General features: G+C 71.0%; 16 protein-coding genes, 2 pseudogenes and 1 riboswitch. Of the genes and pseudogenes, 12 read left to right on the plus strand and 6 right to left on the minus strand.

Annotated elements, in window-relative coordinates:
- Positions 1-26: 26 nt before the first annotated feature.
- Positions 27-1,124: an acyl-CoA desaturase gene (locus OG357_RS01350; protein ID WP_329619323.1), complete on the minus strand. Its 1,098-nt coding sequence runs from the start codon at positions 1,122-1,124 to the stop codon at positions 27-29.
- A gap of 288 nt (positions 1,125-1,412) precedes the next feature.
- Between OG357_RS01350 and OG357_RS01355 the strand changes: the two genes are divergently transcribed.
- Positions 1,413-4,379, plus strand: coding sequence for a DEAD/DEAH box helicase (locus OG357_RS01355; protein ID WP_329619324.1), 2,967 nt, complete (start codon positions 1,413-1,415; stop codon positions 4,377-4,379).
- Entirely contained in the window at positions 4,376-5,764 is a 1,389-nt protein-coding gene (locus tag OG357_RS01360) for an SWIM zinc finger family protein (RefSeq protein WP_329619325.1), read from the plus strand. The genes OG357_RS01355 and OG357_RS01360 overlap by 4 nt, the downstream gene beginning before the upstream one ends.
- Here OG357_RS01360 and OG357_RS01365 read toward each other — a convergent pair.
- Both OG357_RS01365 and OG357_RS01370 read right to left on the minus strand, forming a co-directional pair.
- Positions 5,745-6,593 carry a hypothetical protein gene (locus OG357_RS01365; protein WP_329619326.1) on the minus strand — a complete coding sequence of 283 codons (849 nt, stop codon included), beginning with the start codon at positions 6,591-6,593 and terminating at the stop codon, positions 5,745-5,747. The two genes, OG357_RS01360 and OG357_RS01365, sit on opposite strands and share 20 nt — an antisense overlap.
- Before the next feature lie 349 nt (positions 6,594-6,942).
- The gene (locus OG357_RS01370) at positions 6,943-7,797 is read right to left on the minus strand and encodes a bifunctional 5,10-methylenetetrahydrofolate dehydrogenase/5,10-methenyltetrahydrofolate cyclohydrolase (RefSeq protein WP_150263938.1); all 855 of its coding nucleotides are present in this window, start codon (positions 7,795-7,797) and stop codon (positions 6,943-6,945) included.
- A gap of 28 nt (positions 7,798-7,825) precedes the next feature.
- A riboswitch (ZMP/ZTP riboswitch) is annotated at positions 7,826-7,934 on the minus strand.
- A gap of 180 nt (positions 7,935-8,114) precedes the next feature.
- Between OG357_RS01370 and OG357_RS01375 the strand changes: the two genes are divergently transcribed.
- On the plus strand, positions 8,115-9,344 hold the full coding sequence (locus tag OG357_RS01375) for a GAF domain-containing protein (protein ID WP_329625454.1): 1,230 nt from the start codon (positions 8,115-8,117) through the stop codon (positions 9,342-9,344).
- 43 nt (positions 9,345-9,387) lie between these two features.
- Positions 9,388-10,911, plus strand: coding sequence for an acetaldehyde dehydrogenase ExaC (gene exaC / locus OG357_RS01380; protein WP_329619327.1), 1,524 nt, complete (start codon positions 9,388-9,390; stop codon positions 10,909-10,911).
- Positions 10,912-11,191: 280 nt separating this feature from the next.
- Here exaC and OG357_RS01385 read toward each other — a convergent pair whose 3' ends face one another.
- Together OG357_RS01385 and OG357_RS01390 are read right to left on the minus strand one after the other, a co-directional pair.
- Positions 11,192-14,113: a helix-turn-helix transcriptional regulator gene (locus OG357_RS01385; protein ID WP_443066612.1), complete on the minus strand. Its 2,922-nt coding sequence runs from the start codon at positions 14,111-14,113 to the stop codon at positions 11,192-11,194.
- Positions 14,114-14,216: 103 nt separating this feature from the next.
- The gene (locus OG357_RS01390) at positions 14,217-14,630 is read right to left on the minus strand and encodes a hypothetical protein (protein WP_329619328.1); all 414 of its coding nucleotides are present in this window, start codon (positions 14,628-14,630) and stop codon (positions 14,217-14,219) included.
- A gap of 478 nt (positions 14,631-15,108) precedes the next feature.
- On the opposite strand from OG357_RS01390, the gene OG357_RS01395 reads away from it, so the two are divergent.
- From OG357_RS01395 to OG357_RS01405, 4 genes and pseudogenes are all read left to right on the plus strand, one after another.
- A complete protein-coding gene (locus tag OG357_RS01395) occupies positions 15,109-15,777 on the plus strand; it encodes a hypothetical protein (protein ID WP_329619329.1) in 669 nt (222 codons plus the stop codon).
- Between the two features lie 559 nt (positions 15,778-16,336).
- Positions 16,337-16,762, plus strand: coding sequence for a hypothetical protein (locus OG357_RS01400; RefSeq protein ID WP_329619330.1), 426 nt, complete (start codon positions 16,337-16,339; stop codon positions 16,760-16,762).
- Between the two features lie 40 nt (positions 16,763-16,802).
- Positions 16,803-17,114 (plus strand): annotated as a pseudogene (locus OG357_RS38735) (NF041680 family putative transposase); the annotation flags it as partial.
- Positions 17,115-17,132: 18 nt separating this feature from the next.
- Positions 17,133-17,344, plus strand: a pseudogene (locus OG357_RS01405) (IS630 family transposase); the annotation flags it as partial.
- Between the two features lie 63 nt (positions 17,345-17,407).
- Here the strand turns inward: OG357_RS01405 and OG357_RS01410 are convergent.
- Positions 17,408-17,890, minus strand: a complete 483-nt coding sequence (locus tag OG357_RS01410) for an NADAR family protein (protein ID WP_329625456.1) — start codon at positions 17,888-17,890, stop codon at positions 17,408-17,410.
- 311 nt (positions 17,891-18,201) lie between these two features.
- On the opposite strand from OG357_RS01410, the gene OG357_RS01415 reads away from it, so the two are divergent.
- From OG357_RS01415 to OG357_RS01430, 4 genes are all read left to right on the plus strand, one after another.
- Positions 18,202-18,567: a hypothetical protein gene (locus OG357_RS01415; protein WP_329619331.1), complete on the plus strand. Its 366-nt coding sequence runs from the start codon at positions 18,202-18,204 to the stop codon at positions 18,565-18,567.
- Between the two features lie 355 nt (positions 18,568-18,922).
- Positions 18,923-19,783, plus strand: a complete 861-nt coding sequence (locus tag OG357_RS01420) for a hypothetical protein (RefSeq protein ID WP_329619332.1) — start codon at positions 18,923-18,925, stop codon at positions 19,781-19,783.
- Positions 19,784-19,920: 137 nt separating this feature from the next.
- Positions 19,921-21,198: a sensor histidine kinase gene (locus tag OG357_RS01425; protein ID WP_329619333.1), complete on the plus strand. Its 1,278-nt coding sequence runs from the start codon at positions 19,921-19,923 to the stop codon at positions 21,196-21,198.
- Between the two features lie 53 nt (positions 21,199-21,251).
- The gene (locus OG357_RS01430) at positions 21,252-21,896 is read left to right on the plus strand and encodes a response regulator transcription factor (protein WP_329625457.1); all 645 of its coding nucleotides are present in this window, start codon (positions 21,252-21,254) and stop codon (positions 21,894-21,896) included.
- Positions 21,897-22,442: the final 546 nt, after the last annotated feature.

Consider the following 22,442-nt stretch of genomic DNA (forward strand, 5'->3'; position numbering starts at 1 on the left):
CACATCGCGTGTGATCATCCTTGACTTTACTCGGCACCCTCCGACCGCTCCGTGCGCAGGGGCTCACCCACCTCGTGCAGGTGCCCGAGGGCCTGGCGGTACGACTCCACGAAGCCGGTCTCGGTGTACGGCACCCCCAGCGCGGCGCAGTGGGCGCGCACGGCGGGCTGGGCAAGGCGGAGGTGGGGGCGCGGCATGCTCGGGAAGAGGTGGTGCTCCACCTGGTAGTTGAGTCCGCCGAGGAACCAGTCGGTGAGGGCGCCGCCGCGGATGTTGCGCGAGGTGAGCACCTGGCGGCGCAGGTGGCCCCAGCTGTCGCCGTCGGCGTGCTCGTCGGGGCGGTCCATGCCCTTGTGGTTGGGGGCGAAGGCCATGCCCAGGTGGACGCCGAGCAGCATCTGGTGGAGGAGGGCGAAGACCAGCGCCTGGAGGGGGGTGAGGAGGGTGAGGAGCAGCGCCGCGTAGCCGGCGAAGTGGGCGAGGAGCAGGCCGCCCTCGACGAGCCGTTCGCGCCGGGTGCGGCAGGGGCCGTCCTTCGCGAGGAGGGCCTGGACTCCGTACACCTTGAGGGCGATGCCCTCCAGGGTCGTCAGCGGGAAGAACAGCCAGGCCTGGTGGCGGGTGAGGTAGGCGCGCAGGCCCGTGCGGCCCGTGGTCTGGTGGTCGGCGAAGACGAGGATGTCGGCGGCGACGTCCGGGTCCTTGTCGAGGTGGTTGGGGTTCGCGTGGTGCCGGTTGTGCTTGTCGTTCCACCACTCCCGGCTCATGCCGAGGAGGAGGTTGGCGTGCACGAGCTGGATGATCCGGCTCGCCCTGCGGTCGGCGGTGATCTGGGCGTGGCCGGCGTCGTGGCCGACGAAGGCAGCCCGGGCGGAGAGCAGGGCGAGGGGGACGGCGAGCAGGAGCGCCCACCAGGAAGGGCCGATCAGGGCGAGTCCGGTCACGACGGCGGCGATGCCGAGGAGGTTGACGACGATCCCGCGGGCGTACCAGCCGGGGCGGTGTTCCAGGAGGCCCTGTTCCCTGACCGTCCGCAGGAGCGGGCTGAACTCGCTGCCGCCCCTGGCGCGGGCGGGAGCCTCGGCGGGGGCGGGCGCCGGGGGCAGGACGGTGGCCTGGGACATGGCGGGGCTCCTGTTTCTGTGGGTCGGGCTCGGGATCGGATCTCGGATCGGGGTGCGAACGGTGGGCGCCTCCACTGAAACTACGGATTCGTGATCGTCCGGGGCCATGGCGTCACCACCCGGCCTCGGCAGGGGGCGCGCAGGGGTGCGGGGGTGGGGTGAACCCCACCCCCGCGAGAAGGGACCCTCGACTGTGGCGAGGGTCACGTGAGCTTCGTGCGCGTCGGATCGATCGCCTGAGGTATCCTCGGCCGCTCGGTCCCCAGGTAGTCAAATTTGAGGAATGCGTTGTCGCTGTCGTACGGACCCGATGATTCCGCCCACGAACTCACCCTCCACTCCGCCGTCTTCCTCCCCGCCGACCCGCCCCGCGCGGGACGCATCGCCTTCTGGTCTCCGGAGGGGGACGCCCTGCCGGACGGCGTCCCCGCGAACACCGAGCTCGCGATCGTGGACGGCGAAAGCCTCGAGGCCGTGACCGTCCCCGCGCGCACCCTCTCCGTACGGGACGCCCTTCCGCTGCTCGCCCGTACCCGGTTCACGGATTCCGCCTCGCCCGCCGCCGCGTTCTGGGGCGCCGCGTCCCTCCTCGCACTGGACTTCGTCGCACGCGGACTGCTGCTGCCGGGTATCACTCCCGGCAACAACGACGCCTGGCGGGCCGGGCCGCTCGGCCCGGAGGAGCTGGCGCGGCTGCGCACCCTCGCCGCCTCGATGCCGCCGAGCGCCCACGCCGTACCCCTCTCCCCTGACGAGCCGCTGCTCCTGCCCGAACCCGAGGCGCTGCTCCGCGCGTTCGCCGACGCGGTCGCGGACACGCTGCCGCGTACGCCGGCGGCGTCCCTCGCGGCCGGCGGTCCCGCTTTCGCGGCCGACGCGCCGCAGTCGATCCCCGAACAGCGAGCCTGGGCCGCCGACGTGGCGGCGGGGCACGACGCGGGCGTCCGGCTGTCACTCCGCCTCGAGCTCCCCGGCTTCACCGCCGAGGCCGACGAGGCGCCCGCTTTCCGTGCGGTCCTCCAGCTGCACAGCGTCGCCGACCCGACGCTGGTCGCGGACGCGGCGGAGGTGTGGGCGGGGTCCGGCACGACGGCCGGCGCGTTCGGCCCCCGGGCGCGGATGGACGCGCTCCTCGCGCTCCGGCGCGCCTCCCGCGCCTGGCCTCCCCTGGCCCCGCTGCTCACGGCTGCCGTGCCCGACACCGTCGAACTCGCCGACGAGGAGGTCGCGGAGCTTCTGGGCCCGGCGGCCCGCGCCCTCGCGGCGACCGGCGTCCAGGTCCACTGGCCCCGCGACCTCGCCGACCGGCTCACCGCCCAAGCGGTGATCGGCCCTGCTGCCACGGAGGACGAACAGGGCGGCGCGCGGTACGGAGTCGGCGAGGCTCCGGACGAAAGCCTCGCCATGCCGGACGAAGGCGGCGCCACACCAGACGAAGGCAGCGCCACACCAGACGAGGCAAGCGGCCCCTCCCACGCCTCGCTCCCCTCCTTCCTCTCCGCCGACGCCCTGCTCGCCTTCAACTGGCGCTTCGCCGTGGGCGGGCACGAGCTGACCCGGGCCGAGCTCGACCGGCTCGCCGAGACCGGGCGACCCCTGGTCCGCCTGCGGGACCGCTGGGTCCTCGTCGACCCGGCCGAGGTGCTCCGGGCCCGAGCCCAGCAGGACCGCAAGATGACTCCGGTGGACGCCCTTTCGGCCGTCCTCACCGGCACGACCGAGGTGGACGGCCACCCCGTCGAGGTGGCCGCGTCCGGCTGGCTGGAGCGCTTGCGGGAGCGGCTCGCCGACCCCGAGGCCGGCCGCCCGGAGATCGCGCAGCCCGCCGCGCTCGCCGCGACCCTGCGCGACTACCAAGTGCGCGGGCTCGACTGGCTTCACCGGATGACCTCCCTCGGCCTCGGCGGCTGCCTCGCCGACGACATGGGACTCGGCAAGACGATCACCGTGATCGCGCTCCATCTGCACCGGCAGACCGACCCGGCTTCCGCGGGACCCACGCTGGTCGTCTGCCCGACCTCGCTCATGGGCAACTGGCAGCGGGAGATCGAGAAGTTCGCGCCCGGCACGCCGGTCCGCCGCTTCCACGGCGCCACGCGCGACCTGGAGGGCGTCGCCGACAGCGGCTTCGTCCTCACCACGTACGGCACCATGCGGCTCGACACCGAGCGGCTCGCCGCGCGGAGCTGGGGACTCCTCGTCGCGGACGAGGCGCAGCACGTCAAGAACCCGTACTCGGCGACCGCGCGTGCGCTGCGGACGATCGGGGCACGCGCGCGCGTGGCGCTCTCCGGCACCCCGGTGGAGAACAACCTCTCCGAGCTGTGGGCGATCCTCGACTGGACGACCCCTGGCCTGCTCGGCAGTCTCGGGGCCTTCCGTACGCGCTTCGCCGCCGCTGTCGAGGGCGGCGGGGACCCGGCCGCCGCCGAGCGGCTCGGCGCGCTGGTCCGCCCGTTCCTGCTGCGCCGCCGGAAGTCGGATCCGGGCATCGCGCCCGAACTGCCGCCGAAGACCGAGACGGACCGGACCGTCTCCCTGACGCCCGAACAGGCCGGTCTGTACGAGGCGGTGGTGCGCGAGACCCTGGAGTCGATCGCCGTCGCCGAGGGCATGGCGCGCCGCGGGCTCGTCGTGAAGCTCCTGACCGGTCTCAAGCAGATCTGCAACCATCCCGCCCAGTACCTCAAGGAGGACCGGCCGAGGATCGAGGGCCGCTCGGGCAAGCTGGAGCTGCTCGACGAACTCCTCGACACGATCCTCGCCGAGGGCGCGAGCACCCTGGTCTTCACCCAGTACGTGGGGATGGCCCGGCTCCTGGAGACGCATCTCGCGGCGCGGGGCGTGCGGACGCAGTTCCTGCACGGCGGCACGCCCGTCGCCGAACGTGAGGCGATGGTGGCGCGGTTCCAGGACGGGGACGTCCCCGTCTTCCTCCTCTCGCTGAAGGCCGCCGGGACCGGGCTCAACCTCACGCGGGCCGAGCACGTCGTGCACTACGACCGCTGGTGGAACCCGGCCGTGGAGGCCCAGGCCACCGACCGCGCGTACCGGATCGGGCAGGACCGCCCGGTCCAGGTGCACCGGCTGATCGCCGAGGGCACGATCGAGGACCGGATCGCCGCCATGCTCGACCGCAAACGGGAACTGGCGGACGCCGTTCTCGGGACGGGCGGGGACACCCCGCCGGAACTGACCGAACTGACCGACGCGGAACTGGCGGAGCTCGTACGGCTGCGAGGGGACGGACGATGAGCGGGTACGGACACGGGCACGCCGGCGGAGGCGACGAGCGGACGTTCGAGGCGCTGCCGCCCGCGAAGGGCGCGGCGTTCGCCCGGACCTGGTGGGGCCGGGCGTGGCTCAAGGCGCTGGAGGACACGGCGCTCGACGGCCAACAACTCAAGGCCGGGCGCCGACACGCGCGCGCGGGGGCGGTCGGAGCGGTGTCGGTGCGCCCCGGCCGGATCACGGCGGTCGTCAAGGACCGCGACGGCACGGCGCACCGCAGCGACGTGCTGGTGCGGGAGTTCTCCGAGGAGGAGTGGGAGCGGCTGCTCGATCTGGCCGTGGACAGCGCGGGGCACATCGCGGCGCTCCTCGACCGCGAAATGCCTCCGCACCTGGTGGAGGATGCGGCGGTCTCGGGGCTCGACCTGCTCCCGGGGATCGGCGATCTCGATCCGGAGTGCGGCTGCGAGGCGTGGGACCACTGCCCGCACACGTCGGCGCTCTGCTACCAGGTGGCGCGGCTGCTCGACGAGGACCCGTTCGTCCTGCTGCTGATGCGGGGACGCGGGGAGCGGACCCTCCTCGACCAACTCCAGGCGCGCAGCGCGCGACGGGCCGCGGCGCCCTCGGAGCGCGACGGTCAGGACGGATCCGGGGACGGGTCCGGTGTGGAGGGTGCCGGGGGCATGCCGGGCGTGTCGGCGTCCGAGGCGTACGCGGCCCGGGACATCCTGCCGCCGCTGCCCGCCCCGCCCGGGGCCCTCTCGGCGCCGGGCGAACCGCCCTCCCTCGACACGGAGACGGATCCGGAGCCGGGGGTCGATCCGACGGCACTGGAGTTCCTCGCGACGGACGCGGCGGCTCGCGCGCACCGGATGCTCGTCGTGGCCCTCGGGGGCGGCGGCGGGCCGGAGTTCGTGGAGCCGCCGCTGACGGTCGCTCAGGACGCGGTGCGCCTCGCCGCCGGCTCGCCCGCCTCCTGGATCACGGCGCGGCTCGCCGACGGTTCGGGCAGGTCGCGGGCGGATCTGGACGCGGCCACGCGCGCGTGGCGCTTCGGTGGCGCCGCCGCCCTCGCCGTACTGGAGGAGGAGTGGACGCCGGACGCCGACACCCTCGCCCGGGCGGCTGCGCGGCTCGCGGAGGCCTGGGAGGGCGACGAGCGGCCGGTGCTGCGGCGGACGGCCGGCGCGCGCTGGACGGTGGTGGGCGCGGAGGCGCAGTTGCGCCTCGGTGCGGACGGCCGCTGGTGGCCGTACCGCAAGGCGGGGGGCCGCTGGTCCCCCGCGGGCCCGGCGGACCGCGATCCGGCGTCGGCCTTGGCCACGGCCTCTCTCCCGTCCGACGCCACGGGAGCGGGTGGCGCCGTCGGTGTTACCGGAGTCGGTGCTACCGGAGGAGGCCGGTGATCTGCCCGCCGGTGGCGGACGGGGCGGCCAGGCTGCAGGCGACGGCGTCGGAGCCGAGGAGGTAACTGGTGCGGTAGGGGTACTGGACGAAGGTCGTCCAGCGCGTGCCGAGCGGCTGCAGAGCGGCCTTTGCGCGGAGGGGTGCGCGGCAGAGTTCCGTGGCGGCCTCGCGCACCTTCTGGTCGTCGGAGTAGGTACCGGTCAGACGTGGCCGGGCGACGAGCTCGGCGTCGTGCGGCGTGTCGCAGTCGCGCCGGAGCGCGGTGCCCGGCGTGGCGCGGTCGATGTCGAAGCAGTCGCCGACGCGCAGCGCCTCGAAGGAGACGGGCGTGGCAGGAGGACGTGTCGCCGTCGGGGCCGTGGAAGGGGCCGGCCGGGCCGTCGCGGGAGCGGTGCTCGCTGTACGGGAGGGCTGCGGGGCGGCACCCTTCCCCTGCGGGTCGGACCGCTCGTCGGGCGCCGCGTGCGTCGGTGTGTCGGCCACGGGGCCGCCCGCGGTGGGCACGCCGGTGGTGGACGTGCCCGGTGTGGACGCGCCCGGCGCGCCCGGCGTGGGCTGGCCGGTCGACGGCGTGCCGGTCGTCGGGACGGACGACGTGCCTCCGTCCTCCGCGGTGACGACCGGGGACGGTACGGCCACCGGACCGCCGCCCGGTCGCCCGTCGGCCCCCGGCCCTTCGAAGTCCTCTCCGCCGCCGACGGCCATGAACCCGCCCACGACAAGGGCTGCCAGGACCAGCGGTACGAGCGGCACGCCGAACCAGCGGGCGCGCCGCGCGGCCGGCCCCGGCCGGGGTGCCCCGAGGCGTACGACACGCGGCCACCCCACAGCGGCGAGCCGCTCGGCGGAGTGAGCCTCGGTGGACGGTGACTCGGCGGAACGGAGCTCGGTGGAACCTGACTCGGTGGGACGGGGCTCGGTGGAACGAAGCTCGGTGGGACGGGGCTCGGCTGAGGGGGACTCAGCCGGTCGGCGGTCCGGCGGCGGAGTGGCGGTCGGCTGGTGCGGCACAGACACCAGGGTTGCTTGTCGACGGCCGTGCGGCGAGTGATCCGGGGCCGTTGAGCCCGGCCTGTACAGAATCGTGACCATCGCCGACAACGCCTTGTCCGACCATGGCCGGAAAGCACCTCTCATCCCCCGCCCACCGTCCCGCCGACGCCCCGTCATGGGTGCCCTACAGACCGAGCTGGCGCTCCGCGCCCTCGACCGTCTGCGCGAGCAGCACGGCGATGGTCATGGGACCGACGCCACCGGGGACGGGAGTGATGAGGGAGGCGCGCTCGGCGGCGGACGCGAAGTCGACGTCGCCGATGTTGCCCGGGTTGTAGCCGGCGTCGACGACGACGGCGCCGGGCTTGATGTCCTCGCCCTTGATGAAGTTCGGCTTGCCGACGGCCGCCACCAGGATGTCGGCCTCCCGTATGACGGAGGAGAGGTCCTTGGTGCGGGAGTGGCAGTAGGTGACGGTGGCGTCGCGGCCGAGGAGGAGGAGACCGGCCGGCTTGCCGAGGATCGCGCTGCGCCCGACGACCACGGCCCGCTTGCCGCTCGGTTCGACGTCGTACGCGTCGAGGAGGCGCATGATGCCGCCGGGCGTGCAGGACACGAAGCCGGGCAGTCCGAAGCCCATGGCGGCGAAGGACGCCATGGTGACGCCGTCGACGTCCTTCTCCGGGGCGATGGCCTCGAAGGCGGCGCGCTCGTCGATGTGCGGGCCGACCGGATGCTGGAGCAGGATGCCGTGGACCTCGGGGTCCTCGGACAGCGCGGTGATCGCGGCGACGAGCTCCTCGGTCGTCGTGGTGGCGGGCAGCTCGACGTGCTTGGAGCGGATTCCGGCCTTCGCACAGCGGTTCTGCTTCATCTTCACGTACGTCACGGAGGCCGGGTCGGCGCCGACCAGGACGGTGGCGAGGCACGGCGTGACGCCGGTGCGGCGGGTGACCTCGGCGGCGCGCGCGGCGGTCTCCTCGACCGTACGGCGGGCGAGGGCGGTGCCGTCCATGAGGGTGGCGGTGCTGGTGGACATGGCAACTCCTGGGCGTCGTGTCTGACCGGTGGTTCGCCCAGGCGCACGGCATCGGCACGGTCGCACCGCTCGGGTGCGCTCCGCCCGGGCCGCTCCCCGGTGGTGATCCACCTCAAGCGCCAGTCACGGCCCGGTCCCACTCTACGTGCTCCGCGCCGGGGGCCGGGGGCCGGTCCAGGACAGGGCGCATATGCCGTGGTGCCGGGGCGCTTGTCGGCGGCCCGCGCGCGCACGACGATGAGCCGGACGACGACCCGAACGACACGTCCGACGTGCTGGGCGACCTCGACGAGGAGGCCGAATTGAGCGATACGTGGGTGACCGGGGCAGCGGGTCCGGGGTCCGGTCCGACCCGTTCGGTGCTGCGGCCGCTGGTGGCAGCCTCGTGGCGGCGTTCCGTGCGGGCCAGGGTGAGCCAGGAAGGGGTCGCCCGGATCGAGCTGGACGAGGACGAGTTGGCGGGTCACCGGGACGGCCATCCCCTCTCGGCGGCGATGCCGGTGATCCGGGAGTTGATGGGGACGTACGCGACGGACGGGGAGCATCTGCTGGCGGTCTGCGACGCGGCAGGGCGGATGCTCTGGGTGGAAGGCCATCCGGGCACGCTGCGCAAGGCCCGGGCCATGAACTTCGTGGCCGGGGCCCGCTGGTCGGAGTCGGCGGCCGGGACGAACGCGCCGGGGACCGCGATCGCCGTCGACCGGCCGGTGCAGGTCGTCGCCGACGAGCACTTCCGGCGACGGGTGCGGGCCTGGACGTGCGCCGCCGCTCCCGTGCACGATCCACTGTCCGGCCGGGTGATCGGCGCGGTGGACATCACGGGCGGGGAGCGCCTCGCGCACCCGCACAGCCTCGGTTTCGTGCAGGCGGTGGCGCGGGCCGCCGAGTCCCAGCTCGCCCTCCTCGGGCCGCCGGCCCGGCCGGGTGGGTTCAGGCTCTCCGCGCTGGGCCGCGACGAAGCGGTGCTCTCTGTGGGCGGGCGGCGCGTACGCCTGTCCCGCCGGCACAGCGAGATCGTGGTGGTCCTGGCGCACCGCCTGGAAGGGGTGGGCGGCGACGAGCTTCTGACGCAGCTGTACGAGGACGAGTCGGTCACCCCGGTGACGCTGCGGGCGGAGCTGTCCCGGCTCCGCGCTCTCCTCGGCCCCGACGTACTGCGCTCGCGCCCGTACCGGCTGGCGGGAGCCGTCGACGCGGACTTCGCGACGGTCGACCGGCGACTCGCCTCGGGTGCCGTCTCGGCTGCGGCCGGCGAGTACGCGGGCCCGCTCCTTCCGGCGTCGCTCGCCCCGGGGGTGGTCCGGCTGCGCGAGCGGCTCGCGGACCGGCTGCGGGCCGCGCTGGTGGACCGGGGTGACCCCGGACTCCTCGCGGACTGGGCGTACAGCACATGGGGCGAGGAGGACGTGGTGGTCTGGCGGGCCCTGTGCGCGGCGGTACCGGCGCCCCAACTCCCGCCCGTCCGGGCGAGGCTCGACTCCCTGGAGGCGGAACTGAGCTGCACTGCAACGGGGTTGCAACGTACGGGCGCGCAGACTCGGCGATGAGCGCCGGCCAGGGACGGCCGGCGCGCCGAGGGAGGCCATGCCGATGACCCGTTACGCCGCACCCGGCACCGAGGGCGCGCTCATGTCGTACGCGGACCGCTACGACCACTGGATCGGCGGCGAGTACGTCGCCCCGGCGCGCGGCCGCTACTTCGAGAACCCGAGCCCGGTCGACGGCCGCGCCTTCACCGAGGTCGCCCGCGGCACGGCCGAGGACGTGGAACGCGCCCTCGACGCGGCGCACGCGGCGGCTCCGGCGTGGGGCCGGACGGCCCCGGCAGAGCGCGCAACCGTCCTGCTGCGGATCGCGGACCGCATGGAGAGCAACCTGGAGGCGCTCGCGGTCGCGGAGAGCTGGGACAACGGCAAGCCCGTCCGGGAGACCCTCGCCGCCGACATCCCGCTCGCCATCGACCACTTCCGCTACTTCGCGGGTGTGCTGCGAGCCCAGGAGGGATCGCTGAGCGAGATCGACGACGACACCGTCGCGTACCACTTCCACGAACCGCTGGGCGTCGTCGCGCAGATCATCCCGTGGAACTTCCCCATCCTGATGGCGGTCTGGAAGCTGGCCCCCGCGCTGGCCGCCGGCAACGCGGTGATCCTCAAACCCGCCGAACAGACCCCGGCCTCCGTACACTTCTGGCTGAGCCTGGTCGCGGACCTGCTGCCGCCGGGCGTCCTGAACATCGTCAACGGCTTCGGCGAGGAGGCCGGCAAACCGCTCGCCTCCTCGCCGCGGGTGGCGAAGATCGCCTTCACCGGCGAGACGGCGACGGGCCGCCTGATCATGGGGTACGCCTCCGAGAACCTCAAGCCGGTCACCCTCGAACTCGGCGGCAAGTCCCCGAACATCTTCTTCGACGACGTGTGGGCGGCGGACGACGACTTCCGCGACAAGGCCCTCGAAGGCTTCACGATGTTCGCCCTGAACCAGGGCGAGGTCTGCACCTGCCCGTCACGCGCCCTCGTCCAGCGCGGCCACTACAGCGAGTTCCTGGAGGCGGCGATCGCCCGTACGGAGCGGATCGTCCCCGGCCACCCCCTGGACACGGCGACGATGATCGGCGCGCAGGCCTCCGCCGAGCAGCTCCGGAAGATCCTCTCGTACCTGGAGATCGGCCAGCAGGAAGGCGCGAAGATCCTCACGGGTGGTCAGCTCATCACGTACGACGGAGACTTGGCGGGTGGCTACTACGTCCAGCCCACGATCTTCGAGGGCGACAACCGCATGCGGATCTTCCAGGAGGAAATCTTCGGCCCGGTGGTGGCGGTGACGTCCTTCACCGACTTCGACGACGCGATCCGCACGGCCAACGACACGCTCTACGGCCTCGGCGCAGGCGTCTGGACCCGCGACACGAACACGGCCTACCGCGCGGGCCGCGCGATCCAGGCGGGCCGGGTCTGGACGAACTGCTACCACGCGTACCCGGCCCACAGTGCTTTCGGAGGCTATAAGCAGTCGGGCATCGGCCGAGAGACCCACAAGATGATGCTGGACCACTACCAGCAGACGAAGAACTTATTAGTCAGTTATTCCCCCAAAAAGCTCGGCTTCTTCTAAGAAGTTGAGCACGGTGCCTGACCTGCCCAAACGGCCGGTCAGGCACCGTTGCCCTGGTCTCGAAACGGCTACCGAATTCGGGTGATTGCAGAGTTCGCTTGCCTCCGATATCTCACTTCATAGAGAAGATCCGGGCCATGCACGGGCCAGCGCGGTCGCCGTTCCACCGTGCATACCAGCAGACGCAGAGCCCTTTCCAAGCTGATGGTGGCGGCCGGTCGTTGTGGGGATGGCTGCACGAAACGACAAAGCTGCTGATAGACGATTCTCGATCAAGATGTCAGGAACGGGCCATGAGGGCGGCGAGACCCGCACGTGTGGCGACGTCGGTCTTGCGGAACACCCGGGAGAGGTGGGTCTCGACGGTCCGCGGACTGAGGTAGAGCCTGGTGGCGACCGCCTGGTTGGTGAGGCCCTCGGCCACCAGTTCGGCGATCTCCCGCTCGCGTGCCGTCAGGGAGGCCAGCCACGGCGGGGCGGTGGAGGACGTGCGGGGTACGGACGGCCGCGTCATCTCCGCCAGGCCGACCAGCAGACCCGCGCCTCCACGGGTGGCGAGCCGGTGCCCCTGCTTCCACATGGCCTCGCCACGCGCTCCGAACCCGGCGGCCGTCATGACCGGGGCCGCGAGCAGCAGTGACCGCGCCTCCCAGAACACCGCACCAGACCGTGCGCATTCCGCCGCTGCCTCGGAGAGCAGCGTTGCCGCCCTGCCGGCGTCGCCGTGGTGCAGTGCGAGTTGTGCCGCGCTCCGCATCGCGGAGGCGCGTTGCACGGGCAGGCCGAGCTGCTCCGCTTCCGTGCGGGCCCGCTCGGACCATGCGGACGCGGACGGGACGTCCCCTGTGAAGAGGGCCGCCGTGACGAGAAGTTCCGACAGGAGGGGGCGCATCGAGGGTTGCAGGCCACGCAGGTCGTCTCCCCCGGCCCGGAGGAGAGCGTCCCGGGCGCGGTGCGGGTCGCCGCCGGTGAGCGCCGCGTAGCCGAGCATGCACCAGGCCATGGAGGCCCGCCAGTTGTCGCTCGGTCCCATGGTCGCAACGGCCTCCTCCGCGGCCGCCAGTGCCTCCGGATCGCCGGGCGCGGACGCCGCGACGCGCACCTGGGCCTTGTTGGCCAGGACGAAGGCGAGCAGTTCACCGCTGCCGATTCCGCGGGCGATGTCCTCGGCCTCGTCCGCCAGTTCCCAGGCCGACTGCAGTCGGCAGGTCTGGATCCCTACGTGTGCCTTGCACAGCAGCAGGAGCGGCAGGAGGTAGATCTGCCCGCTGCGCCGGGCGATGCTGAGGCCGCGGTCGGCGTGGCGTTCCGCATCGATGAAGCGGCCCAGGAAGGCCTCCGCCCATCCCAGTCTGCCCAGTGGTTCGCACAGTGCCGTGAGGTCGTCGTCGGGCAGACCGTCCAGCAGGCAGGCTGCCTGCGCCGCGTACGCGCTCGCCGCGGCCACGTCGCCCTCGTAGGCCTCGCCGAACGCGGCGACCGCCAGTGCCCCCGCCTCGCCGAGTTCGTTGCCGAGGACGCGCGCGTCGGCGAGGGTCCGTGCGACTTCGCCCCGCATCTGCGGATAGGAGGCTTTGTGCGGTGCGGACGAGCAAAGTTCGAGGCCGATCGACACCCGGTCGGACGGCGACAGCTCCGGCTGGCGCAACTCGCGGCGCAGCAGCGCGATCGCCTCGGGATATCTTCCGAGGTGCCGTTCCGTCAAGGCGCACAGCACGACGGCCGACGTCCTGACGCCGGTCTCGTCGGGACCGGCCGTGCTGATCACTTTGTGCAACAGGTCGCGGCTCTCCCGCAGCCCGCCGGAGACCCCGAGTGCTCGTGCGCGCCGCAGCAACAGATCGCGTCGCTCGACGGTGTATTCGGCCGTGTCGGGCAGCAGTCCGAGTGCGGCCTGGAGCCAGTGTGCGCAGCTCGTCGGAGCCGTCGACGCGGTCTGCTCAGCCGCCTGCCTCAGTACGGCGTACGCCTGCGGATCCCACGTGGTCACCGACCGTTCGATGTGCCGGGCCTGCTCGACGGCCGGTGCGCCGGTGCGGGCCAGCTCTGCGGCGGCGGCGCGATGGATCTCGACGCGCCGCCGAACCGCGGTGGACTCGTGGACCAGGGTCCGGATCACCGGGTGGCGCAGCACCATGCGGCCGCCTGGGCCCGGCCGCACGAGGTCACGTCGCGCCAGCGTATCCAGATCGTCGTCGAGCTCGGCATCGGTACGGCCGGTCACCGTACGGATCACCGGGGACACGGCGTGATCGCCGAGCACGGCGATCACCTCCAGGGTCCGGTGCTGCGACGGGGTCAGCGGGGCCAGCTCGTTAAGCAGCAGCGCTCCGAGCCCGGTGGGCAGTTCGCCGAGGCTGATCTCGGCGAAGGCCGAGGAGGACGTAGGGCGACGCGCGGCGTCCTCGCGGTGTGCGTGCAGGAGGGAGAGGAAGTAGAGCGGGTTGCCCTCTCCTGCGGCATGCAGTTGCGCGGCCCGGTCGCGCGGCAGATCGGGGGCGAGCCCTTCGACGCATTCCTGTTCCGAGAGCGGCGCCAGACCGATCCGGAGGACCGCTCCGGTGCCGGCTTCACGGGTGAGCGCCGCGGTGAGCGCGGTCGGCGTCTGCCGGTCGCGGCGGGCGACGACGAGGACGACCGGGCCGGGTACGGGATGCCGGACGAGATGGTCCAGGAGCTCCAGGGAAGCCGGGTCCGCCCAGTGCACGTCGTCCAGCGCCACCACCAGGCCGCCCGCCCGGCCGAGTTGTGCCATCAGCCCTGCCACCGACCGGTGGAGACCGAAGCGGTCGGCGGTGGCGGGCACCGGCCCGGGGGACGGCCCGGCGCCACGGCCGCCGAGGACACGGGAGACCGCGTCCAGCAGGTCGGGGGCATGCGGGGGACGGTGGTCCAGATCGGCGAACGCGTCGGCGAACGGATGGAACGGGAGGTGCCGCTCGTACTCCGCCGCGCGGCCGCGCAACACCGTCATCCCCCGTCGCCGTGCGTGCAGGCAGAACTCCGCCATCAGCCGGCTCTTGCCGATCCCTGCCGCGCCGGTGATGTCGACGAAGGACGGGGTCCCATGGCCCAGCCGGTCGATCACCGTGTCGAGCAGCCGTAGTTCGGCCGTGCGGCCGACGAGGGGGCTCCCGCTGTCGTGATGTGTGGCCGCGTCTTCCGATGTTCCGACGTGTGTGATCCCTCTACCGAACTCCACGGCATTGTCTATCACGCCGAACGGAAGAACGTTCGAGAGTCGACCCACCCACTGAGTCCTGCGCTTCCACTGAGGACCCGAGGCAGTGCGGCCCTCCGTCGCCTCAGCCGAACCAGTCGACCAAGGCGATGGCTATCGAAACGATGATGCCCACCAGGACTCCGAGGACGAGTGCGGCGACCTCGGCGGCGATGAAGACCAGGACGTAGTCGCCGTTGTGGCTGAACGTGCCGTCCCGCGCACCGGCGCGGAACGACAGCGACAGGGCGAGGAACGGTCCGAGGATGAGCCCGGTGACGGTGACCCACGTACCCAGCGCGTAGCCCGACAGCTCGTGGGCTCTGCCCCTCGCCATCCGCACCTCCACGGTGCTGCCTGGCTTGTGCGACGTGGCAGCCTTGTCCAGCGTGACCTGACGTCGGGGCTCGCCCGCACGCGGTGTGTACGTGCCTGTGCAGTTGGTGCCGTCCGAATACCCCTGCGCGTCGGTGGCCTCGTAGCACGAGCTGATCCTCATGACGCCGTCCACGGGGCCGAACCCCAGAACGGCCGCCAGGTGGGGGCCCGGAAACAGCCAGATCAGCCACCCGGCGACCGCGAGACTGACCACCGCTCCGGTCCGTCCCACCCTCCGCTCCCATGTCCCCGCCGTTCGCGCCACACCGCCCGCCCTCCTGGAAGGCGGCCGCCACGCGGACCGCCTGTGATGTGTACGGCTCACCGAACCGACACGACTCTCCCGCCCGTCGCGGTTCCGCGAGTCCGTGGTTTCCCTGACATGCCCTACGTAATTCAGAGTGCGTGCGGTCGGCCAGCCGGCCACTACGTAGCGAAGTACGTGGTTCCACCGACGCCCTCGTCAACGGATCCTGCGAGCATCGGCCCCGTGTCGCAGCACAGCCACGTGCCCTTCGCTGCCGGCAGTCGAATGCTTCCCCCGTCGAACAAGAGGTACCTCCGTGTCACACCGCGTTCTCGCTTCCACCATCCTCGGAGTGGTCCTGACGCTGTCGCTCGCCGCTTGCGGATCAACGGCGGACAAGGACCCGGCCGTCCCGGGCTCGACGGCCGCGGGCAGCGTGGCCGACGGGCGCGCCGCAGACGGAGGCGCGTCAGGGGATTGCCCCGACAAGCACGCGGCCACCGTGCAGGACGACAAATTCGGAGGGACTGCGGACATCGACCTGTGTGCGCGTCCCGAAGTGCACCGGACAGCCGTCAAGGCGGCCTGGGCCAGCGTGTACACCAGGCCCACCGTGAGCCCGCCCCTCAACATGATGCCGGTCTCCTGCACGGGCGAGTCCGAGGACAGCTGCAAGGTGACCAAGGTCAGTGGCACCGAACTGTGCAATCAGGCGAAGCCGAATTGCCACCCGCGGCGCGGCGAACAAGTACCCGTGCTCTGTTCCGCCGTGGACAAGCTGAACTCCGACAGGCTGTACTACGGCGTGCTCCTCGACAGCAAGCGCCTGCTGGCCATGGGGACGGACAATGACCGCGGCTACACCAAGGACTTCACCGACAAGGGCGACATCCCCGTGGGTTATGTGGATGCCGGGCGACTGGAGACGGTGCAGGCCGAACTGCCCGCCTGTGACGGCACCCTGCTCCACGGCTGGGGAGCCCGCTCCCTCGGACGGATGCAGGGTCTTCCCATCGACTGATTCCCCGTCGTGACCACCTTGCTCCGGGCCCGAGCCGATGGTGGACGCGCTGCTGGTCGAGCCCTTGGCGCCGGTCGCGAGTTCCCGGTCGGCTTCTCGCCACAACGGGACGGCTCGCGCGGCCGTCGCAGGGCCTTGGCCCGCCTGCTCACTCGGTACGGCCGGGCACCGCCCCTACAGTCGTGGCCGCCTCGGAGCCACCCGAGGAACGACAGCCGCACATGGCGCTCCAGGTTGTCCCGGTGCCTGGACCTCATGGCCTCGATGCACGCGGCGCGTGCGGCGGCGGGCCGATCTCGGGGATACGCCCGCCCCAGGTTCATGCCGTCGTCGCTCTGGACGTTGCCCCACTCGTAGTCGTGCCACAGATCCCGCTCGGGCTGGTGGACGTAGGTCTTCCACAGGCCCACAGCCGTGCTGACATCGCCTGGCTGCAGATAGTTGCGGGTGCGCTCGAGACGGGTGATCTCGGACAGTGCACGCAAAGACATGTCAGCGCGACCTGAGAGCATCGCAGTGGGCGAGACCGGAAGTGGCTCGCGAAGGGGGAGTGTGGGCGATGAGCTGGTGGCTGTGGGCTCTTCTGGGCGTCGCGGTCGTGGTCGTGGCGCGGCTGACGTGGAGGATCGTCCACAAGCGTGGGTTGTGGGACACCAGAACCATGGGGCTCGGCTTCGGGCGCGATGAGCACGGTGGTGTGGTCTTTCTCGACACGGCCAACAACTGGGCAGACAGCACCGCGGGCTACGACCGGGACATCGCTCGCGAGGTGGATTTCCGGGGACCGAACCCGCTCCCGTCCAACCGTCCACCGGGGACGGCACCGGGTGAAGGCGACTGGGGCAATTGGTGGCTGGACCGCATCAGGTATCTCCGGGAGGACCACGTCCAGAACTCGGAGAAGCACATCGTGTACATCATCCAAGCCCGACGGCTCGCTGGGCTGCCCGAGTTGGAGGCGACGGACGACACAGGTTCAGGGTGACGCCCAAGGCTTGAGCAAGCCCGATGTGATGAAAGCCGTCCACCGCCGCGGCCACGGAGGGCTCTTCGCCGGTGTGGCCCCTGGCCGGGTCGACACCAATCGGCTGCGGCTCGCGCTGGCATCGGGTTCGCTGCCTCGGGCTGCAGACTGCCGGTTTGTCCTGGCCATCGACATCACCTGCTGGCTGCCCCGTTCCCGGCTGGCCGTACTCGATCACCCGCGCGCTGGAGCCCGGTCGCAGTTTGTGCACCGCACTCCTGAACGCGCTCCACCTGGCACCCGGGGACGAACCGCCACCGTCGTCGCTGCCGGGCAGCTGCGCGAAGTGCTCGGGCGGCTCATCGCGGCGGGGCTGAAGCTTCACGCCGCCTACGCCTCGTGGGCAAACCCGATCGAGGTGCACTTCGGACCGCGCGACAGTTCGCCAACTCCAACCACCCCAACCACCCAGTGCAGGCCCGGGCCCTGCCCGCCTACCTGCGCTGGCGCAACGCCAACGCCTGTCACCCCGACATACTCGCCGCACGACGCCGAGAACAGGCACGCTTCCGCAGCGAGAATGGCATCCACTGGGGAGGACGCCCCGTCCTCGAGACGCGGCCTGAGTCGTCCCGCGCATGCGGCGCACCGCACACGTTTCCCGGATCACCGCCTCGAGTTGCGGCCATCGCTGTCGAGGTCTTCGTCGAGTTCGGCGCGCAGCCGGCTACGGGTGCCCACCAGAATCCGCCCGAGCATGTTCTTGCCGGTCCCGGTCCGGCCTCGACCCCAGTAGTGATCGGTGGTGGTGTCCTCGACGATCTCTTCGTCACCGGTGGACAGCAGAATGTCACGGATATCGGCATGCGCGCGGAACTTGGTTGCCACCGCACGGCGCATCACGTCGTCCTTGACCCGCTCCCAGTCCCTCCGTAGAGGTCTGGACGAGTCACGGCCCAGCTCCGCTGCCCGCAGCGGCGTGCGAGCACGCCGGATGAGATCCGCGTGGCGAGTGCCCTTGAACTTCTGCGCCTGGAAGTAGTGCTCCGAGGTTGGCCACCAGATCCCGTCGAGGCCGAAGCCATGATCAGAAAAGTTCGAGAAGCATCCGTAAGGGACTTCGCCGGCGCCGTAGAAGTAGATCGTCATGGGAAACCTCGCGGAAGTTGCTGAAACCCGCACCGTGTCAGGCATGCCCACACCCCCACAACGAGTTTTCTTCGCCAAACCCGGTTCTTCACCGCAGATCTCAAACGCGCTGTGAGGGTCGTCCGGCTACGGTGGCGCGTACGGTCCTTTGGATGTGCCGGGCTTGGGGGTCGACGGTGGAGACCACGCGGTCGTGGGCGGTTCCCTTGGTGATGTGCGCCAACGCCCGTCGCGGCCGTCGGAGTCGTCGGCCGGGCGGAGAAGCCGCCCACCCTGACCCCGCTGGTCTACTGAAAGGTGGCCGACTCCCCATGGACCTGGCACTCGAGGAGATCGACCGTCTCCTCACGGATTACATGTACGGGGACGACAGTGCCCTCGACGGCTTGCTTGCGGCAGGTCCGGTGAGTCTTCGTCGGCTCCTCGCCATTCGGGCGGGCCGGGCCGAGCCGGGATGGGACATGGAGGAGATCATGCGCCGCGACCGGGACGACTACCGGCGCCCCGGAGAGGCGCAGATACACCTTGCTCGCGCCTTCCCGGACGCCTTCTTCGACGCGGCGGAGGACCTCGTGCATGAATGGGCGATCACGGAGACGCGCCCTTGGCGCGGGGCGACCGCCCGGGATCGGGAGCATCAGTCAGTCGTCAAGGGGGCGCTGAGAAAGCGACGTTGACCGGCGGGCCGGCTCGGCCGGAGGCTGTGTGGGCTCCGGCCCGGAAGTGGTCCGGGCGCGGCGAGGGACGTAGTAGATCAGCACCACACCAGCCGTCTGGCAAAGGGTCGTTCATGAGAATCGCGGAGCGTGGCACTCCTGACCGGAGAGCTACCCCGAAGCCCTTCCGCCCTGCCCAGGGGTGTGGCAGGCCACACCCCCAAGTGGGTGGCACACCTCAGTGACCAGCACGCACGAGTACGCAACGATGAGCGCTGGAACCGCGCCCTTTCCGCACATTCTGGTTCTGGGACCCGGTCGGAATGAGCCCCTCAACCGCGCGGTGTACGCAATCGTTCGAGCCGAAGGAATCTACTTGCGCAGGCTCATATCACCGTCGAGATCAGCAGTTTTCCCCACACGTGCAGTTTCTGTACTCACCGCCCTCGCTGGCGCTCTCGTCGCAGCTCTCGTCTTCGCGCCTGGCATGCTGGCGACACGTGGCCGGGACAGCGGCCTCGCCGATAGGAACAACCTCGTCGATGACCTGTGCGACGCGTTCATCGGATATTGGCATTCCGGGAAAGAGCAGTATTCTCCGGACTTGGAGAGGGTTGTTGACTACTGGTTCCGATACAACGTGGTCAAGGGTTTGATCGCTTCGGTCCTGCTGATCGTTCTCGTTGCGCTTGGCTCTCTTCTCTGGAGGACGTTCCTGAGAGATGGAGGACCTGGAAGGGTGAGAAGGATCGCCCTCGTGGCGGCCGGCGTATCTGTCGTGTGGTTCGCGCTGTTCGCTTTGTGGACGGCGGTGGCCAGTCTCCAGGGTGCGGCAGCGCCCTTCGCTTCGATCCTGCCGCTACTGGGGGACGCCTCCAACGGAGCGCTTGCCGATACGGTCGACCAAATCAAGCAGCAACTGACTGACTCCACGGGCGGGAGTGAACGAACTCGGCCTGCCCTTGAGGGAATAGTCAGCGACTACGTGCGGTTCCACGTGGTCCGCGAGATCGCGGCGGTACCTATAGCATTCGCCTTCATGGGTGCAAGCGTGATGTCGTGGAATACGTTTGCACGAAAGGGATCGACTGACAGGCGAACGAGGCGCGTATTGGTGTCGTTCGCTGTTTCGTCGACAGTGTTTTCGCTCTTCTTCATTTTGATCTTTGTGGTAAACAGGGCCACCGCAGCAGACCCTAATCCAGGACTCCTGAACTTTTTCAACGGCAGCTGGTGATGCACCATCGCAGTCGGTCAGACGCGGGCGGTGAAAATGGCGGCCTTTCCGGGCGGGAGGAACATTATGCTGGGGGCATGGTTGAGTCGTTGCCTTCCGTGGCCGCTGGTCGGTGGCGGCCACGTGTCAGGTTTGCCGTGCGCATCGCGCGTCGCACGGTCGTAGAGTCGGTGTATCTCGTTACCGCGCCGTTGAGCGCTGCTGTCGGTCTGCCGCTCGTGGTCGGCGGCCTCTGCGTCGGAACAGTCGGTTCGTTGTTGCAGCGCGGGTCGCCCGTCGCGGCCCGGGCTCTGGCGCTGGCGCGGTGGCCCGGCGACCTGGAATGGTGGCGGATCGGCCAGGTGCGTTCCCGGGCGGGCGGGGCCCGGGGCAAGGGCTGGCGGCCCCGGTCCAAAGAGACGGCCGATGCGGCCGACCCGGGGCTGTGGCTCGACCTGGCGCACACGGTGCTGGCGCTCCCCGTCGTCCTGGTCACCTCGGTGGTGACACTCCTGTGGTGGTTCGTGGGAGTCGGGACCGCCACGTACCCCCTGCGCAGCCAGGTCACGCCTGGGTCGCCGCGGCCGTTGACTCTGTACGCGGGCAGCGACCGGTCGCACATCGCCTTGAGTCTTGGGCTGACGTCGCCGGCCGAGCGGCTGGCCTTCGCGATGACAGTCGCCGTGCTGCTGCTGTTCACCCTGCCGCTGGTCACCCGGGTATGCGTCACGGCCCAAACCGGTCTCGGGCAGGCACTGTTGTCCAACATGTCCGCGTTGCACCGCAGGATCAGCGGACTGGAGCAGGACCGCGACACCGCCGTCGCACAGGCCGTCGCAGCAGTGACAGCGGAGGCGGCTGCCCTGCGCCGGCTCGAACGCGACATCCACGACGGGCCCCAACAGCAGCTGGTCCGTCTGGCGATGGAACTGGGTCGCGCGCAGCATCACTTCGACCGCAATCCGGAACTCGTCCGGGCCGCACTCGCCGACGCGGTCGTCCAGACCCAGCAGGCGCTGGACGAGCTGCGGGCCCTTTCGCGAGGCATCGCCCCGCCGATCCTCGCCGACCGCGGACTTCGGGAGGCGCTCTCCACCCTGGCCGCGCGCAGCGTCGTCCCCGCCGAGCTCGACTCCGGTCCTCTGGGTCGTCGGCCGGACGCCGTCGTCGAGGCGACCGCGTACTTCGTGGTCGCCGAGGCGCTGACCAATGTGGCCAAACACAGCCATGCTCGCCGGTGCACTATCGGTATGCGTCACGCCGAGGGAATCCTGCGGGTCTGGGTGACGGACGACGGGGCGGGCGGCGCGGCCTTGGCCAAGGGACACGGACTGCAGGGGTTGGCCGACCGGGTGCATGCGGTCGGTGGCCGACTGCGAGTCGACAGTCCTGAGGACGGCCCGACGACGGTCACCGCGGAGCTGCCGTGTCGCTGACCTCGGACGAAACAGGGTCTCGAGCAGGGTCGGACCGAGCGGCCCGAGATCCGCTGCGGATCGTCGTCGCCGATGACGCGGTGCTGCTGCGCGAGGGCCTGGTCCGCCTGCTCGCTGAGGACGGTCACGAGGTGGTAGCGGCGGTCGGTGACGGTCCTGCCCTGGTCGAGGCGGTGCTCGCACTCCGCCCGGACGTGTCGGTCGTCGACGTGCGGATGCCGCCGACCCATACCGACGATGGTCTGCGGGCGGCGATCGCAGCCCGCAGACAGCTGCCCGGCACCCCCGTGCTGGTGCTCAGCCAGTACGTGGAGGTGTCCTACGCCGCCGATCTGCTCGCGGATGGTTCCGCCGCTGTCGGCTATCTGCTGAAGGACCGAGTCGCCAGGATCGAGGAGTTCCTCGACACGCTGGACCGCGTCGCCCGCGGCGAGACGGTGCTCGACCCCCAGGTCATCGCTCAGTTGCTGGCCGGACAGCGCCGCGGCAAGGCACTTGGGGCGCTGACCGCACGTGAACGGCAGATCCTGGCGCTGATGGCGGAGGGCTGCTCCAACACGGCCATCGCCCGGCGACTGGTGGTCTCCTCCAGCGCGGTGGAGAAAAACATCGGCAACATCTTCGCCAAGCTCGGACTACCGCCCGACGACGCCCAGCACCGCCGGGTACTCGCCGTCCTCACCTACCTCAGAGGCTGACGACAGCTCGCTTCCACCGCATTCGGCCCCGGGACTCGGGGCTGAGGTGCTACCCGTGCCCCAGGGGTGGGGCGGGGGGTTCCGCGTCGCCTGCGATCGGCGACCTGGTAGCGGCGCTCGGGGATCGTGGCGGCGACCGGCCGTCGACGGCGAGGTGGACCTAGGTGGTCCGCCCGCCCCGGGACCGTCCGAGGCATGCCTGGCACCCAGCCCCGGACGATGCTGCGTCCGACTGCAGCCGGCCACCCGATCAGGCCGTGAAGTCGCTCAGGGTGCCGTGCCGGCATCTCTTCGACGGCCTGCTCCGCCGGGGCCGACGGTCCGTCCTTCGCCCAAGCGGACCAAGATCCGGGCCAGTTGCGGACCAAGCTGCGATCACCCCGTTGAGCAACGTGCGTTTCGCCTGGTCAGCGGGGGTGCCACCTGTGTACCACCAGCACTCGAAGAACCTGCTGGTCAGCTACTCGCCGAAGAAGCTCGGGTTCTTCTGAGCGTCTCTGGCGAGGCGCACCAGGCGCCAACTGTCCGTCGACCGGTCCGTCCGAC

It is taken from the genome of Streptomyces sp. NBC_01255, from assembly GCF_036226445.1.
Classification (GTDB): Bacteria; Actinomycetota; Actinomycetes; order Streptomycetales; family Streptomycetaceae; genus Streptomyces.

Excerpts from the sequence above, each read along its gene's own strand:
- OG357_RS01350 (WP_329619323.1), bottom strand. The coding sequence starts at position 1,124 with ATGTCCCAGGCCACCGTCCTGCCCCCGGCGCCCGCCCCCGCCGAGGCT.
- OG357_RS01360 (WP_329619325.1), top strand. The coding sequence starts at position 4,376 with ATGAGCGGGTACGGACACGGGCACGCCGGCGGAGGCGACGAGCGGACG.
- OG357_RS01370 (WP_150263938.1), bottom strand. The coding sequence starts at position 7,797 with ATGTCCACCAGCACCGCCACCCTCATGGACGGCACCGCCCTCGCCCGC.
- exaC (WP_329619327.1), top strand. The coding sequence starts at position 9,388 with ATGACCCGTTACGCCGCACCCGGCACCGAGGGCGCGCTCATGTCGTAC.
- OG357_RS01390 (WP_329619328.1), bottom strand. The coding sequence starts at position 14,630 with ATGAGGATCAGCTCGTGCTACGAGGCCACCGACGCGCAGGGGTATTCG.
- OG357_RS01400 (WP_329619330.1), top strand. The coding sequence starts at position 16,337 with ATGAGCTGGTGGCTGTGGGCTCTTCTGGGCGTCGCGGTCGTGGTCGTG.
- OG357_RS01410 (WP_329625456.1), bottom strand. The coding sequence starts at position 17,890 with ATGACGATCTACTTCTACGGCGCCGGCGAAGTCCCTTACGGATGCTTC.
- OG357_RS01415 (WP_329619331.1), top strand. The coding sequence starts at position 18,202 with ATGGACCTGGCACTCGAGGAGATCGACCGTCTCCTCACGGATTACATG.